Source organism: Burkholderia sp. Tr-20355, from assembly GCF_017104685.1.
GTDB classification, from domain to species: Bacteria; Pseudomonadota; Gammaproteobacteria; order Burkholderiales; family Burkholderiaceae; genus Burkholderia; species Burkholderia seminalis.
This window is the reverse complement of the sequence record NZ_JAAGPK010000046.1, coordinates 22,695-38,566: the sequence shown is the minus strand read 5'-3', so window position 1 is coordinate 38,566 and position 15,872 is coordinate 22,695. Positions and strand designations below refer to the sequence as shown.

At 69.1% G+C, this 15,872-nt stretch carries 10 protein-coding genes; 8 read left to right on the top strand and 2 right to left on the bottom strand.

Features of this window, described 5'->3' with window-relative positions; translation table 11 throughout:
• The first annotated feature begins 219 nt into the window (after nucleotides 1–219).
• From G3N62_RS14955 to G3N62_RS14940, 4 genes are read left to right on the top strand one after another with little or no spacing between them, the layout of a single operon-like run.
• The gene (locus G3N62_RS14955) at nucleotides 220–1,545 is read left to right on the top strand and encodes an MFS transporter (protein ID WP_059556614.1); all 1,326 of its coding nucleotides are present in this window, start codon (nucleotides 220–222) and stop codon (nucleotides 1,543–1,545) included.
• 21 nt (nucleotides 1,546–1,566) lie between these two features.
• Nucleotides 1,567–4,152: a nitrite reductase large subunit NirB gene (nirB, locus tag G3N62_RS14950; protein ID WP_124669926.1), complete on the top strand. Its 2,586-nt coding sequence runs from the start codon at nucleotides 1,567–1,569 to the stop codon at nucleotides 4,150–4,152.
• Nucleotides 4,153–4,183: 31 nt separating this feature from the next.
• Complete coding sequence (nirD, locus tag G3N62_RS14945) at nucleotides 4,184–4,528, top strand: nitrite reductase small subunit NirD (protein ID WP_034191247.1); 345 nt, start codon at nucleotides 4,184–4,186, stop codon at nucleotides 4,526–4,528.
• A gap of 16 nt (nucleotides 4,529–4,544) precedes the next feature.
• Entirely contained in the window at nucleotides 4,545–8,732 is a 4,188-nt protein-coding gene (locus tag G3N62_RS14940) for a bifunctional nitrate reductase/sulfite reductase flavoprotein subunit alpha (protein ID WP_124669927.1), read from the top strand.
• A 45-nt stretch (nucleotides 8,733–8,777) separates the two neighbouring features.
• On the opposite strand, the gene G3N62_RS14935 is transcribed toward G3N62_RS14940, so the two are convergent.
• Nucleotides 8,778–9,554, bottom strand: a complete 777-nt coding sequence (locus tag G3N62_RS14935; RefSeq protein WP_034191249.1) for an SDR family oxidoreductase — start codon at nucleotides 9,552–9,554, stop codon at nucleotides 8,778–8,780.
• Between the two features lie 4 nt (nucleotides 9,555–9,558).
• The gene (locus tag G3N62_RS14930; protein ID WP_124669928.1) at nucleotides 9,559–10,002 is read right to left on the bottom strand and encodes a heme-binding protein; all 444 of its coding nucleotides are present in this window, start codon (nucleotides 10,000–10,002) and stop codon (nucleotides 9,559–9,561) included.
• A 95-nt stretch (nucleotides 10,003–10,097) separates the two neighbouring features.
• Here G3N62_RS14930 and G3N62_RS14925 point away from each other — a divergent pair, with 95 nt between their 5' ends.
• From G3N62_RS14925 to G3N62_RS14910, 4 genes are all read left to right on the top strand, one after another.
• Complete coding sequence (locus G3N62_RS14925; protein WP_034191251.1) at nucleotides 10,098–11,012, top strand: LysR family transcriptional regulator; 915 nt, start codon at nucleotides 10,098–10,100, stop codon at nucleotides 11,010–11,012.
• Between the two features lie 83 nt (nucleotides 11,013–11,095).
• On the top strand, nucleotides 11,096–11,530 hold the full coding sequence (locus G3N62_RS14920) for a hypothetical protein (RefSeq protein ID WP_069704691.1): 435 nt from the start codon (nucleotides 11,096–11,098) through the stop codon (nucleotides 11,528–11,530).
• 431 nt (nucleotides 11,531–11,961) lie between these two features.
• Entirely contained in the window at nucleotides 11,962–14,556 is a 2,595-nt protein-coding gene (gene mprF / locus G3N62_RS14915) for a bifunctional lysylphosphatidylglycerol flippase/synthetase MprF (RefSeq protein WP_124669929.1), read from the top strand.
• The gene (locus tag G3N62_RS14910; protein ID WP_124669930.1) at nucleotides 14,553–15,833 is read left to right on the top strand and encodes an AcvB/VirJ family lysyl-phosphatidylglycerol hydrolase; all 1,281 of its coding nucleotides are present in this window, start codon (nucleotides 14,553–14,555) and stop codon (nucleotides 15,831–15,833) included. Before mprF ends, G3N62_RS14910 begins: the two co-directional genes overlap by 4 nt.
• Nucleotides 15,834–15,872: the final 39 nt, after the last annotated feature.

Sequence of the window (15,872 nt, the reverse complement as noted above, 5' to 3'; positions counted from 1 at the left end):
ATGCCGGCCGGCAAGCCTTGTACGGCGGGGCTGCGGGCCCGATTGGCGGCAACATGGCATGGCGTTTGCGTAAGCCGATTCGGGCGGATCAACGGCGATTCGTCCGCAGTACCGATTACCGACGCGCCCGGCAACGGGCTTCTTGGGCAACGGCGTCCTACGCATCGGGTCTCGACGAGACCGGGTGCGCAGGACGCCGTTTTTCGTTTGGCGGATGACATGACCGACAAAGCTACCCGTATCGATCTCTTCAGCTTCCGCACCGCGCCGATGCGCGCGTTCCACATGACGTGGATGGCGTTCTTCGTCTGTTTCTTCGCGTGGTTCGCGTGCGCGCCGCTGATGCCGCTCATTGCACGCGAATTTCACCTGACGGCGGCTCAGGTCGCCAACATCAACATCGCCGCGGTGGCCGCGACGATCGCCGTGCGGCTGCTCGTCGGCCCGTTGTGCGACCGCTTCGGCCCGCGCCGCGTGTATGTCGGCCTGCTGCTGCTTGGCGCGATTCCCGTGTTCGCGGTGTCGTTCACGCACGACTACCTGTCGTTCCTGATCTGCCGGCTCGGCATCGGTGCGATCGGCGCGGGCTTCGTGATCACGCAGTACCACACGTCGGTCATGTTCGCGCCGAACGTCGTCGGCACCGCGAACGCGACGACGGCGGGCTGGGGCAACGCCGGTGCCGGCGCGACGCAGGCGCTGATGCCGCTGCTCGTCGCCGCCGGCCTGATGCTCGGCCTCGGCGAGGATTCGTCGTGGCGCGTCGCGCTGGTCGTGCCGGGCGTCGCGATGCTCGTGATGGCCTGGGCGTACTGGCGTTTCACGCAGGACTGCCCGCAAGGCGACATCATCGCGCTGCGCAAGGAGGGCGTGACGGTCGACAGCGGCAAGAAGGGCGGCTGGGCGAGCTTTGTCGCCGCATGCGCGAACTATCGCGTGTGGATGCTGTTCGTCACCTACGGTGCGTGCTTCGGCGTCGAGGTATTCATCCACAACATCGCCGCGCTGTACTACGTCAATCACTTCAGCCTGTCGCTGAAGGACGCCGGTTTCGCGGTCGGCCTGTTCGGGCTGCTCGCGCTGTTCGCCCGCGCGCTCGGCGGCTGGCTGTCCGACAAGATCGCCACGCGCCGCAGCCTCGACGTGCGCGCGGCGCTGCTGTGCGCGCTGATCGTCGGCGAAGGGCTCGGGCTGATCTGGTTCTCGCATGCGCAAAGCGTCGGCGTCGCACTCGTCGCGATGCTGGCCTTCGGCCTGTTCACGCACATGGCCTGTGGCGCGACCTACGCGCTGGTGCCGTTCATCGACCGCAAGGCGCTCGGCGGCGTCGCGGGGATCGTCGGCGCGGGCGGCAACGTCGGCGCGGTGGCGGCGGCTTTCCTGCTGAAGGGCGTGGGTGACGTGCAGCAGACGCTGAGCCTGCTCGGCCTCGTCGTGACCGCGACCGCGCTGTGCGCGATGGCCGTGCGCTTCAGCGAAGAACACAAGGCACGCGAAGCCGAGCTGCGCGATCGCGCGCTGGCCGCCGCCAACGCCGCGAACTGATCGAGCGAAGGAACCTTCACCATGAAACTCATCGTCATCGGCCACGGCATGGTCGGCCACAAGTTCCTCGAATGCGTCGCGGCGCAAGCGGGCGTGGCGGGCGCGCTGCAGGTCACCGTGCTCGGCGAGGAGCCGCGCCCGGCCTACGATCGCGTGCACCTGTCCGAGTTCTTCGCGGGCAAGTCGGCGCACGACCTGTCGCTGGTCGAGCCGGGCTTCTTCGAGCGTCATCCGCAGTTCGACCTGCGGCTGAACGCGCAGGTCGCGTCGATCGACCGCGCCGCGCATACGGTCACGCTTGCGTCGGGCGAAACGCTCGCGTACGACAAGCTCGTGCTCGCCACGGGCTCGCGCCCGTTCGTGCCGCCGGTGCCGGGGCGCGATCGCGCAGGCTGCTTCGTGTACCGGACGATCGAGGATCTCGAGGCGATGCAGGCGTGCGGCGCGCACGCGAAGCGCGGCGTCGTGATCGGCGGCGGGCTGCTCGGCCTCGAATGCGCGAAGGCGCTGCGCGACATGGGGCTCGACACCCACGTCGTCGAATTCGCGCCGCGGCTGATGGCCGTGCAGGTCGACGACGGCGGCGGCCGGATGCTGCGCGCGAAGATCGAGGCGCTCGGCGTGACCGTGCATACGGGCAAGAACACGCTGGAAATCGTCGACGGCGAGGACGGCGCGCACCGGATGGCATTCGCCGACGGCACGCATCTCGACGCCGACATGATCGTGTTCTCGGCCGGCATCCGTGCGCGCGACGAACTGGCCCGTGCGTGCGGGCTCGACACCGGCCCGCGCGGCGGCATCGCGATCGACGACGCGTGCCGCACGAGCGACGCCGACATCTACGCGATCGGCGAATGCGCGGCCTGGAACGGCATGGTGTACGGCCTCGTCGCGCCCGGCTACGACATGGCGCGCGTGGTCGCGACGCAGCTTGGCGGCGAGGTCGGCGCGGGGGCCGCAGCCGCGTTCGCGGGCGCCGACATGAGCACGAAGCTGAAGCTGATGGGCGTCGACGTCGCGAGCATCGGCGACGCGCACGGCACGACGGCCGGCAGCCGCACCTACCAGTATGCGGACGAGCGCCGCCAGGTCTACAAGAAGCTCGTGGTATCCGACTGCGGCAAGTTCCTGCACGGCGCGGTGATGGTCGGCGACGCGGCCGAGTACGGCACGCTGCTGCAGATGATGCTGAACCGCATCGAGCTGCCCGAGTCGCCCGAATTCCTGATCCTGCCGTCGTCGGACGGCGCGGCGAAGCCGGCGATCGGCGTCGACGCGCTGCCCGCGGCCGCGCAGATCTGCTCGTGCAACAACGTGTCGAAGTCGCAGATCTGCGCGGCGGTCGCCGGCGGCGCGACGAGCCTCGGCGCGCTGAAGACGTGCACGGGCGCCGGCACGTCGTGCGGCGGCTGCGTGCCGCTCGTCACGCAGATCATGAAGGCCGAGATGCGGAAGCAGGGCCTCGCGGTCGACAACCATCTGTGCGAGCACTTCCCGTATTCGCGCCAGGCGCTGTTCCACCTGATTCGCGTCGAGCGCATCACGACCTTCGACGACCTGCTCGCGAAGCACGGCCGCGGGCTTGGCTGCGACGTGTGCAAGCCGGCCGTGGCGGGCATTCTCGCATCGTGCTTCAACGAGTTCGTGCTCAAGAAGGCGCACGCGGGGCTGCAGGATTCGAACGACTATTACCTCGCGAACATCCAGCGCGACGGCACCTACTCGGTCGTGCCGCGCATGCCGGGCGGCGAAGTCACGCCGGAAGGGCTGATCGCGGTCGGTCAGGTCGCGAAGAAGTACGGCCTGTACACGAAGATCACCGGCGGCCAGCGCGTCGACCTGTTCGGCGCGCGCGTCGAGCAGTTGCCGTCGATCTGGGAGGAGCTGATCGCGGCCGGCTTCGAGTCGGGGCACGCGTACGGCAAGGCGCTGCGCACGGTGAAATCGTGCGTCGGGTCGACCTGGTGCCGCTACGGCGTCGGCGATTCGGTCGGTCTCGCGATCGACCTCGAGCATCGCTACAAGGGGTTGCGCGCGCCGCACAAGATCAAGTTCGGCGTATCCGGCTGCACGCGCGAATGCGCGGAAGCGCAGGGCAAGGACGTCGGCATCATCGCGACCGAAAAGGGCTGGAACCTGTACGTGTGCGGCAACGGCGGGATGAAACCGCGCCATGCGGAGCTGCTCGCGTCCGACCTCGACCGCGACACGCTGGTCCGCTACGTCGACCGCTTCCTGATGTTCTACGTGCGCACCGCCGACCGGCTGCAGCGCACCAGCGTGTGGCGCGACAACCTCGAAGGCGGTCTCGACTACCTGATCGACGTCGTCGTGCACGACAAGCTCGCGATCGCGGCCGAACTCGAAGCCGACATGCAGCACGTGGTCGACACCTACGAATGCGAATGGAAGCGGGCCGTCACCGATCCGGATACGCGCAAGCGTTTCCGCCACTTCGTGAACAGCGACGCGCCCGACACGACCATCGAATTCGTCGAGACGCGCGGCCAGATCCGGCCCGCGACACCCGGTGAGCGGGCGGGCGGCAAGCGCGTGCCGATTCCCGTCGTGGCCGACAGCGCGACCGAACCGGCAACCGCCTGACCGATATCCGCATCACTTCAAGGAGCCCGTCATGAACGATCGTCTTTCGCCATCCTGGACCCGCGTGTGCGCGCTCGACGACATCGTGCCGAACACCGGCGTGTGCGCGCTCGTCAACGGCGCGCAGGTCGCGGTATTCCACGTCGCGCATGCCGACGGCGGCGTGTTCGCGATCGACAACGTCGATCCGGTATCGCAGGCGGCCGTGATGTCGCGCGGGCTGATCGGCAGCCTCGGCGAGCGCATCGTGGTCGCGTCGCCGCTGTACAAGCAGCACTTCGACCTGCGCACCGGCGAATGCCTGGAGGCGCCCGAGCAGTCGGTGAATGCGTATCCGTCGCGGGTCGAGGACGGTTTCGTATGGATCGCGGCCTGACCGTCCCGGAGCGCGCATGACCGCCACCCCCGTCAAGAGCGTGTGCCCGTACTGCGGCGTCGGCTGCGGAATGGTGCTGCACGTCGAGGACGGCGAAGTCGTCAAGGTCTCCGGCGACGCCGACCATCCGGCCAACTTCGGGCGGCTGTGCACGAAGGGATCGTCGGCGCACGTGGCGCTGCGCCGCTCGGGACGGCTCGACCGCGCGTTCGTGCGCCGCGCGCGCGAGGACGACCTCGTACCGCTGCCGGCGCGCGACGCGATCGCCGAAACCGCGCGCCGGCTGCGCGCGGTGCTCGATGCGCACGGCCCCGACGCGCTGTCGTTCTACGTGTCGGGGCAGATGTCGATCGAGGCGCAATACCTCGTCAACAAGCTCGCGAAGGGTTTCGTCGGCACCCACAACATCGAGTCGAACTCGCGTCTCTGCATGGCGAGCGCGAGCACCGGCTACAAGCAGTCGCTCGGCGCGGACGGCCCGCCCGGGTCGTACCAGGACTTCGATCGCGCGAACCTGTTTTTCGTGATCGGCGCGAACATGGCCGACTGCCACCCGATCCTGTTCCTGCGGATGATGGACCGCGTGAAGGCCGGCGCGAAGCTGATCGTGGTCGATCCGCGCCGCACCGGCACCGCCGACAAGGCCGACCTGTTCCTGCAGATCCGGCCTGGCACCGATCTCGCGCTCGCCAACGGGCTGCTGCATCTGCTGCATGCGAACGGCCGCACCGATGCCGCGTTCATCGACGCATACACGGAAGGCTGGGACGCGATGCCCGCGTTTCTCGCCGACTACACGCCCGAACGCGTGGCCGCGATCACCGGGCTCGCGGAAGCCGACCTGCGCACGGCCGCGCAATGGATCGGCGATGCGCAGGAATGGATGAGCTGCTGGACGATGGGGCTCAACCAGAGCACGCACGGCGTGTGGAACACCAACGCGATCTGCAACCTGCATCTGGCAACCGGCAGGATTTGCCGCGCCGGCAGCGGCCCGTTCTCGCTGACCGGTCAGCCGAACGCGATGGGCGGGCGCGAGATGGGCTACATGGGGCCGGGCTTGCCGGGCCAGCGCTCGGTGCTGTCCGACGACGACCGCCGCTTCGTCGAGGACCTGTGGCGCGTGCCCGCCGGCACGCTGCGCAAGGACGCCGGCAAGGGCACGGTCGACCTGTTCGAACGGATGGCGGCCGGCGACATCAAGGCGTGCTGGATCGTTTGCACGAACCCGGTCGCGACCGTGCCGAACCGGCGGAACGTGATCGCCGGTCTGCAGGCCGCGGAGCTCGTGATCGCGCAGGACGCGTTCCTCGACACCGAGACCAACCGCTACGCGGACATCCTGCTGCCCGGCGCGCTGTGGGCCGAGGGCGACGGCGTGATGGTCAACTCCGAGCGCAACATGACGCTGATGCGCGCGGCGGTCGCGCCGCCCGGCGACGCGCTGCCCGACTGGCGCATCGTCGCGGAAGTCGCGCGTGCGATGGGCTTCGGCGAGGCCTTCGACTATGCGTCGGCGGCCGACGTGTTCGACGAGATCGTGCGCTTCTCGAATCCGGCGACCGGTTACGACCTGCGCGGCGCGAGCCATGCGGCGCTGCGCGACGGCCCGGTGCAATGGCCGGTCGCGCCGGGCACCGCGCGCGAGCGGCATCCGGTCCGCTACCTGAACGACGGCGTGAGCCAGACGCCGCGCACGGCCGCCGACGGCGGCGATGCGCCGCGCATCGCATTCCCGACACCGTCGGGCAAGGCGCGCTTCTTCGCGCGGCCGCACGTCGACCCGGCCGAACTGCCCGACGACACGTTCCCGATCGTGCTGAACACCGGGCGGCTGCAGCATCAGTGGCACACGATGACGAAGACGGGCAAGGTCGCGATGCTGAACAAGCTCAACCCGCGCCCGTTCGTCGAACTGCACCCGGACGATGCGCGCGCGCTCGGCATTGCGGCGAAGGACGGCGTCGAAATCCGTTCGGCGCGCGGCCGCGCGGTGCTGCCGGCCGTCGTGACCGAACGCGTGCGGCGCGGCAACTGCTTCGCGCCGATGCACTGGAACGACGTGTACGGCGACGACCTGTGCGTCAACGCGGTGACGAACGACGCGATCGATCCGGAATCGCAGCAACCCGAACTGAAATATTGCGCGGTCGCGCTGCGGCGCGTCGACACGGATGCGTTCGCGTCCGCCGATGACGACACGGCGCAACCCGATGCATGCGCCGACGACGCGGGGCCCGCGCCGGCGCCGGTGCAGGCTGCTGCTTCACAGGAATCCGACATGGCAGACATCGACACTTTCGCGGCCGCGCTCGGCGTCGCCGATCTCGCGCCGCCGCCGTTGACCGATACCGAACGGCTGTATGTGGCGGGCCTCGTCAGCGGGCTGAAGGCCAGCGCCGGCCGGCGCGAGGGCGGTGTGCCGGTGCTGCCGGCCGCCGCGCCGTTGACGCCGCCGGTGCGGCTCTGGCTCGACGGGATGCTCGCGGGCCTGTTCAGCCGCTCGCTGCCTGCGCATGAGCAGGTTGCCGCCACCGCCGCGCTGCCGGCCGAGACCGCCGCATCCGGCGGCGTGCGGATCGTGCGCACGCGACCGAAGGTCGTGCTGCTGTGGGCGTCGCAGACCGGCAACATCGAATCGCTGACCGACGATTACGCGACGCGGTTGATGAACGCGGGTTTCGAGATCCGCAGCGCGTGCATGTCCGACTATCCAGTCGCGTCGCTTGCCGGTGCGCAATACGTGCTGCTGATGACGAGCACGTTCGGCGACGGCGACGCACCCGACAACGGCAGCGAGTTCTGGGACGCGCTGCGGGCCGGCAGCGCGGCACGGCTCGACGGCGTGCATTTCGCGGTACTCGCGTTCGGCGACCGCAACTACGACCAGTTCTGCGGCCACGGCCGCCGCCTCGACGCGCGGCTCGCGGAACTCGGCGCGGCGCGCCTGTGCGCGCGCGTCGATTGCGACGTCGAATTCCAGCACGATGCCGACCAGTGGCTCGAACGCGTCGTCGCGCGGATCAAGGAGGCCGACGCGGCGCTGCACGCGGTGCCGTCCGGCGGGATGAGCCCGCCGGGGCTGCTGCCGACGAAGGCGCAGCCGGCGCCGTCGAAGCTCGTCGCGAACGTGCGGCTCAATCGCCCGGGCGCCGTGAAGGACACGCGCTACGTGTCGTTGTCGACCGACGGCGCGAACCTCGAATACGAAACCGGCGATGCGCTCGGCGTGTGGCCGACCAACTGCCCGGAACTGGTCGACGAACTGCTGTCGGTGACCGCGCTGAAGGCCGATGCGCCGGTGTCGGTGGCGGGCGTCGGCGAGATCCGCCTCGGCGACGCGCTCGCGCGCCACTTCGACATCACGCGTCCGCATCCGGATACGCTCGCGTTCATCGCGTCGCGCAGCGCGAACGGTGCGCTGAAGGCGTTGCTCGGCGACGATCGCAAGGGCGACCTGAAGCAATGGCTGTGGGGGCAGCAGCTCGCGGACGTGCTGCACGCGTTTCCGGTCGATCTGTCGGGCACGGAGCTGGTCGGCATGCTCAAGCGCATGCAGCCGCGCCTCTATTCGATCGCGTCGAGCCCGAGCGCGCACCGGGGCGAGATTCACCTGACCGTGTCGGCCGTGCGTTATCACAACGGCCGTCGCGCACGCAAAGGCGTCGCGTCGACGTTCCTCGCCGATCGCGCGGACGATGGACGCGTGCCGGTGTTCGTGCAGAAGTCTGCGCATTTCCGGCCGCCGGTGAACGGCGACGTGCCGATCGTGATGGTCGGCCCCGGCACCGGCGTCGCCCCGTTCCGCGGGTTCCTGCACGAGCGGCAGGCGCGCGGCGCGCGCGGGCGCAACTGGCTGTTCTTCGGCGAGCAGCACGCGCAGACCGACTTCTACTACGGCGACGAACTCGGTGCGATGCACGACAGCGGCTTCCTGACGCGGCTCGATCTCGCGTTCTCGCGCGACCAGGCCGACAAGATCTACGTGCAGGACCGGATGCGCGAGCAGGGCGCCGAGTTGTTCGCGTGGCTGGAGGAAGGCGCGCACTTCTACGTGTGCGGCGACGCCGCGCGGATGGCCAGGGACGTCGATGCGGCGCTGAAGGCCGTCGTTGCCGAGCACGGCGGGATGTCGGACGAAGCCGCGAACGACTATGTCGCGCGGCTCGCGAAGGCTCGGCGCTACATGCGCGACGTGTACTGACCGCGCGAGCGGCGGCGCGCCGTCCGGCGCCTGCCGCCCGGCTCGTCATTGCTGCCGTTCCCATGCGCGCGCCTGTTCGGCGCGTACGAATGCTTCCGACGATTCCGGCAGCAGGTTGCGGAACGCGCCGCCGTCGCTGTCGATCACGTCGACCATCTTCGCGATCATTTCCTCCGGGTCGTGCTGTTCGAGCGGGAACGTCAGCCGCTCGGGCGTCACGGTATGCACGGCGGGATCGCGCCAGCGCCGCGTCGTTTCCATCATCCGGTCGTTGAAGCCCGTGCGGTACGGGCCGGGGTTCACGACCGCGACGCGGATCCCGTGCGGCGCCAGTTCCGCCTGCATCGCCTCGGCCACCGCTTCGACCGCGTGCTTCGACGCGCAATACGCACCCGTGAACGGCCCCGTGATCAGGCCCGCGATCGACGACACGAACACGATCTTGCCGTGCCCGCGCGCGAGCATGCCGCGCGCGATCTGCTGCGTGAGTTCGAGCGGACCGAACACGTTCACGTCGAACAGCTCGCGGACGATCTCGACCGGCAGGTCGACGAGCGCACCGGCCTCGCCGACGCCCGCGTTGTTTACGAGCACGTCGATGTCGAGTTCCGCCGCGCGGGCGCGATCGTGCGCCGACGTGACGTCGAGCTTGATCGCGCGCAGCGCGGCGCCGCGTTGCGCGGCGGCGGCCGTCAGTGCGTCGATTTCGGCGGTGACGCGAACGCCGGCCGTCACGTCGTGACCGCGCGCGGCGAGCCGTAAGGCGACCTCGCGGCCGAACCCGGTGCCTGCGCCGGTGATGAGGATGCGCTTCTGTGTCATGGGCTTACCCTGTGGTTGGGAGGTGGAGCGTTGCCGGAAAGCGGTCGCGGCCGTGTCGCGCGATCGCCGTGTCTTCATCGACGCTGCCGCCCGAGACGCCGATCGCGCCGACGCAGCGCCCGTTGCCGTCGATCAGCGGTTCGCCGCCGCCGAACGTGACGAGCCCGCCGTGACTGTGCTCGATGCCGTGCAGCGGACCGTCGCCCGACATCGCGCCGAGCGCATCGGTCGATGTACGGAAGCGGACTGCCGTCAGCGCCTTGCGCTGCGCGAGATCGATCGCGCCGAGGAAGCAATCGTCGGTGCGCACGAAGGCGAGCAGGTTTGCACCGGCATCGACGATGGCGATGGCGACGCCGTCGACCTGCAGCGACGCGGCGTGCGCGAGGGCCGCATCGATCGCGCGACGGGCGGCTGCGAGCGGCAGCGCGGCGGTAACGGGTGACATGCGAAGCTCCGGTGAGACGACAGCGTCAGTGTAGGCAGTTGCGGTATATGGGAGAATCCGCATTCCGCTCGAAAGAGTTTCAAGTTTTTCTAATGATGGGCAGACGCGATCCGATGGCCGGGCTGCACGTGTTCATGACCGTCGCGACGGCCGGCAACTTCACGCGGGCCGCCGCCGCGCTCGGCTTGACGCCGGCTGCCGTCAGTCTCGCGATCGGGCAGCTCGAGGGCGAGCTGAACGTGAAGCTGTTCAACCGCAGCACCCGCGGCGTGAGCCTGACGGAAGCCGGGCAGCGCTACTGGCGGCAGACGGAGCCCGCGTACCGGCAGGTCATGCAGGCGCGCGACGAGCTGAAGGACGCGCGCAGCGAGCCGAGCGGCGTGTTGCGCGTGACCGCGCTGCCGCTGGCGCGCTCGCTCGTGATCGCGCCCGTACTCGCCACGTTTCGCGAGCGTTTTCCGAAAGTCCGGCTCGAGATCCGCTACGAGAACGAACTGGTCGACATCGCGAAGGACGGGTTCGATGCGGGAATCCGGCTGGCCGACCGGTTGCAGCCGGGCATGATCGGCGTGCGCATCGCGCCGGCGCTGACGTGTGCGTTGGTCGCGTCGCCCGGTTATCTGGCACGGCATGGCGTGCCGGCGTCGATTGCGGCGCTCGGGCGTCATGCGTGCATCCGGTTCCGTTTCTCGGAAAGCGGACGCCTGCACAAATGGCTGCTGCAAGACGGGCCGCGCGACGTCGACCTCGATCCGGACGGCGTGTTCGTGACGAACGATGCCGACGCGGTGATCGATGCTGCGCGCGCGGGTGTCGGCATTGCATTCGCGTTCATGCGCGAGCGCATCGAGCAGGATCTGCTTGATGGCTCGCTCGTCGAGGTGCTGCCGGGCGTGTGCCGCACGCTGCCGCCGATGTGGCTGTACTACGTGAATCGCAAGCACGTGCCGGCCAAGCTGCGCGCGCTCATCGACGTGTTGCGCGAGCGCGACGGCGCGGACGCCGCGTGATTGCCGCAGCGGCCGGCTGACTGCAGCGCTGGCCGAGGCGGCGCATGATGGCGGCTCCAGCCACGAAGCCACGGAGTCGCGTCATGACGGCAGCCCGGTTTTTCCCGATTCGAACCCTTGTGATCGCCGCAGCGCTGGCCGGTGCCGCGACCGGTAGCGCGCCGGCCGTCGGCCAGACGTCGACCGTGCCGGCGGGCTCGGCCGCTGCGACGCCGGATAACGCGATACTCCTGACGGTTTTCCTGAAACACGACCAGTCGCGCCCGCTCGCCGAGCTGAATGCGCAACTCGCGAAGCAGGGGTTCTACAAGGCGTTTCCGCCGCCGGGCGTCGAAGTGGTGAGCTGGACCGTGACGATGGGGATCGGGCAGATCGTCGTGCTGCGGCTGCCGGCGTCGCGGCTGCGCGAGGTCAATCGCGTGCTCGAGGATACGGCGTGGGGCGCCTATCGGACGGAGTTCTATCCGACTTACGACTACAAGGCAATCGCGTTGGGGGAGCGTGAGCGGGGGAGGTGATGGCGGGCCGCGCGTTTCTTCACTGGCAAAGCGCGGGGGCGGGCGGGTCGAATCATCCCGGCCCCATTCCCGAAACGCCCCGCGCCATCATGTTTTCGTCCTCGCCCTCCGCGCCCCGTCCGGCAGATTTTTCCCAAATGCATCACAAGTCATTCATCCGATGAAAAAACTGCCCGTGTTCCCGGTATGATGCGCACCTTGCGTTTGTGCGGTGCACGATTTTTTATGTGTTGTCAGCTCGCCCGGCGAGCCACAAAAGCGCACAATGCGAACCTGAAAGATTCTGTAATATAAATTCCGTATACTCGTAAGTTCTGATCCAGGCGCCGCCGGGCCCCGTCTTCGGCTGACCGCCCACGCAGAACAACCAGATACGTCGCCGCTTGGCTTGCCTGCGCCGCGACACGCTATGCACCACCACTGAACAATTTATGTCTTCCCGCCACTCTGGTTCGCCCGGCCGCGCCGCGGCGGTGATCGCCCGTGCCCGGGCGTTGATCCGCAACGAGCGCGTGCTGTCGCCGCTGCTCGCGCTCGGCATCGGCCTGCTGCTGATCGTGGTTTTCCAGCATCTGTCGGAATCCGTCGACTACCGGTCGGTGATCCGCCAACTGCGTCACCTGTCCGCCGGCGAGTGGGGCGCGTCGCTCGCCGCGACGGCCCTCAGTTATCTCGCGCTCGTCGCCCGCGACGCGGTCGGCCTGCGCTATGTCGCCGCGAAAGTACCGCGCGTCGCGCTGTGGATCGGCGCGATCGCCGGCTCCGCGCTCGGTAACGCAACCGGTTTCGGCGCACTGACGGGCGGCGCGGTCCGCGCGCGCGTGTACGGCGTATCGGGCGTGACGCCCGCGCAGATCGGCCGGATGACCGTCTTCACGAGCGGCACGCTGGCGCTCGCGATGGTGCTGATGACGGCGGTCGGCATGGTCTGCGTGCCGGAGGCGCTTGCCGCGATGCTGCACGTGGCGCCCGGCGTGCTCACGTGGACCGGTGCCGCGCTGCTCGTGGTGCTGGCCGCGATGGTCGCGATGTGCGGCCACACCGCGCGCCCGGTCGTCACGCGCTTCAAGTGGCTGTCGTTCGACGTGCCCGCGCGGCGCGATCTCGTCGCGCAGGTCGTCTACGCGGTGCTCGACGTCGTCGCGGCAGGTCTGACGCTGTGGGTGCTGCTGCCGGCCGCGCCGGTCGGTTTCCCGACCTTCATCACCGTCTACGCGGCCGCCTTGCTGCTCGGGATGATCGGCCATACGCCGGGCGGGATCGGCGTGTTCGAAGCCGCGATGGTGTTCACGCTCGGCCGCGAAGTGCCCGCGCACGCGATGGTCGCCGCGCTGATTGCCTATCGCGCGATCTATTTCGGCGTGCCGCTCGTGTTGTCGGCCGGCCTGCTGGCCGGTTTCGAGGGCCGCGCGCTGCGGCGCCGGCTCGTCACGCGGCAGGCCGTGCGCGTGTCGCAGCTCGCACCGGTGTTCCTGAGCCTCGTGACGTTCGCGGTCGGCGGGATGCTGGTGATCTCGAGCGCGACGCCGGCGTTCTGGCATCGGATCGCGATCCTGCGTCATATCGTGCCGCTGTGGGTGCTCGAAGGCTCGCAGGTGATCTGCAGCGTGCTCGGCGTCGCGCTGCTGTTCGTCGCGCGCGGGCTGCTGCGGCGGCTCGACGGCGCATGGTGGATGACCTTCGCGTTGACGCTCGCGAGCCTCGCGCTGTCGCTCGCGAAGGGTCTCGCGTTCGTCGAGGCCGGCGTGCTCGGCACGCTGCTCGTGCTGCTGCTCGTCAGCCGCCGACGCTTCAACCGTCATTCGTCGCTGCTCGCCGAGCGCTTCACGGTGAGCTGGTTCGTGTCGGTGACGATGGTGCTGATGCTGGCCGTGTGGGTGCTGTTCTTCGCGTTCCGCGACGTACCGTACACGCGCGAGCTGTGGTCGCATTTCTCTTTCGATGCGCGTGCGCCGCGCGCGCTTCGAGCGACGCTCGCGGCCGGCGTGTTCGTCGCGCTGTTCGCGCTGTGGCAACTGCTGCGTCCGGCGCCCGGGCGTTTCGTGAAACCCGCGGAGCAGGACCTGATCGACGCGGAGCAGATCATCCGCGCGCAGGAATGCAGCGACGCGGGCCTCGCGCTGATGGGCGACAAGTCCTTCCTGTTTTCCGAATCGCGCCGCGCGTTCCTGATGTACGCGAAGAACGGCCGCACGTGGGCCGCGCTGCACGACCCGGTCGGGCCGCGTGAAGAATGGCCGGCGCTGATCAGCAAGTTCATCGCGCTCGCACACGCGCACAGCGGCCGCGCGGCGTTCTACCAGGTGCGCGCGAACGCGCTGCCGCTGTATCTCGACGCGGGCCTCACGCTGATGAAACTCGGCGAGGAAGCGCATATCGCGCTCGACCGGTTCGACCTGAAGGGTTCGAACCGCTCCCACCTGCGCTACGCGCTGCGCCGCGGCGACAAGGACGCGCTGACGGTCGAGGTGATCGCGCCGGGCGACGTGCCGGCCGCGCTGCCGGCGCTGCGCGACATTTCCGACGGCTGGCTCGATAGCCGCGATGCGCGCGAGAAAAGCTTCTCGGTGGCCGCGTTCCACGACGGCTATCTCGCGACGCAGTCGGTGATGCTCGTGCGGCAGGCCGACAAGCCGATCGCGTTCGTCACGTTCATGACGACCGACCTCAACACCGAGGCGACGGTCGGCGTGATGCGCCATCTGCCGGACGCGTCGCCGTACGCGATGGAGTATCTGTTCACGCAGCTCGCGCTGCATCTGAAGGAAGCGGGTTTCCGCAAGCTGAGCCTGGGCATCGCGCCGTTCTCGGGAATGGGGGCGGCGAAGATGCCGTCGCCGTGGCACCGGCTCGGCCTGATGGTCTGGCGCTTCGGCGGCCGCTTCTACAACTTCCGCGGCTTGCGCGCTTTCAAGAGCAAGTTCGAACCGCACTGGGAGCCGCGTTATCTCGCGGCCTCGGGCTCGGTCGGCGTGTTCGTCACGCTGGCGGATCTGTCATTGCTGGCTGGAGGTCGGCGCTCATGAGTTTGAAGAAGGGAATCGCGCGGGCGGCAGCCGCCTGCGCGGGAATGATGCTGGCCGGCGCCGCGTGCGCCACGCAGCCGGCCGCCGTGAAAGCCGAAACCGTGTCGGGCGGCCGTTATGGGCCCGTTACCGTGACCAAACCGAGCGGGCCGCTGCGCGGATTCGTCGTGCTGTTCTCGCGTGAGGCCGGCTGGAATGCCGCCGATCAGCAGGCGGCCGACGCGCTCGCGAAAGCCGGTGCGATGACGGTCGGCGTCGATACCGAGCGCTACGCGATGAATCTCGCCGCGAAGCAGGAGACCTGCCACCACCTCGACGGCGACGCCGAGGCGGTCAGCCATCAGCTCGAACGTCTCGCGCAGTCGTCGCGTTATTTCACGCCGATCGTCGCGGGCGTGGGCCAGGGCGGCGCGATCGCGAAGCAGATCCTGTCGATGGCGCCGGAGAACACGATCGCCGGCGTCGTGTCGGTCGCCCCGGCCGCGAAGCTCGATCCGCGCTTCAAGCCGTGCCCGCCCGATCCGACGATCGTGCGCCGCGCGATGCCGGGCTTCGTCGAAACGGCGGCCGCGGGCGACAACACGAAGCTGGTCTCGCTCGTCACGTCGCACCTGCGCGACAGCGGCAGCGGCGATGAACTCGACGTGTCGGATCTGCCGCTCGTCGAGCTGCCGGCCAAGGGCGGCAGCGACCGGCTGGCGATCGTGATCTCGGGCGACGGCGGCTGGCGCGATCTCGACAAGACGATCGCCGAGGCGCTGCAGCGCGACGGCATGTCGGTGGTCGGCATCGACAGCCTGCGTTATTTCTGGAGCGAGAAGCCGCCCGCGCAAGTGAGCCGCGATCTCGCACGCGTGATGCGCACGTACATGGCGCGCTGGCATGCAAGCCGCGTGGCGCTGGTCGGCTACTCGTTCGGCGCCGACGTGATGCCGTTCGCGTACAACCGGCTGCCGGCCGACCTGCGCGACAAGGTCGCGGTGATGTCGCTGCTCGGCTTTGCGCCGTCCGCCGATTTCCAGATCCGCGTGACGGGCTGGCTCGGGATGCCCGCGAGCGACAAGGCGCTGAAGGTCGCGCCGGAAATCGCGAAGGTGCCGCCGCAGCTCGTGCAGTGCTTCTACGGCGCGGAAGAGAAGGACACGATGTGCCCGGCGCTCGCGAACACGGGCGCCGACGTGATCAAGACGCAGGGCGATCACCACTTCGGCCGCGACTACATCGCGCTCGAGAAGAAGATTCTCGGCGGGTTCGGCAAGCCGGTGGCGGCGCGCTGAACGCTGGCGCCCGCGTTGCCGCGGGCACCGGCCGGAATC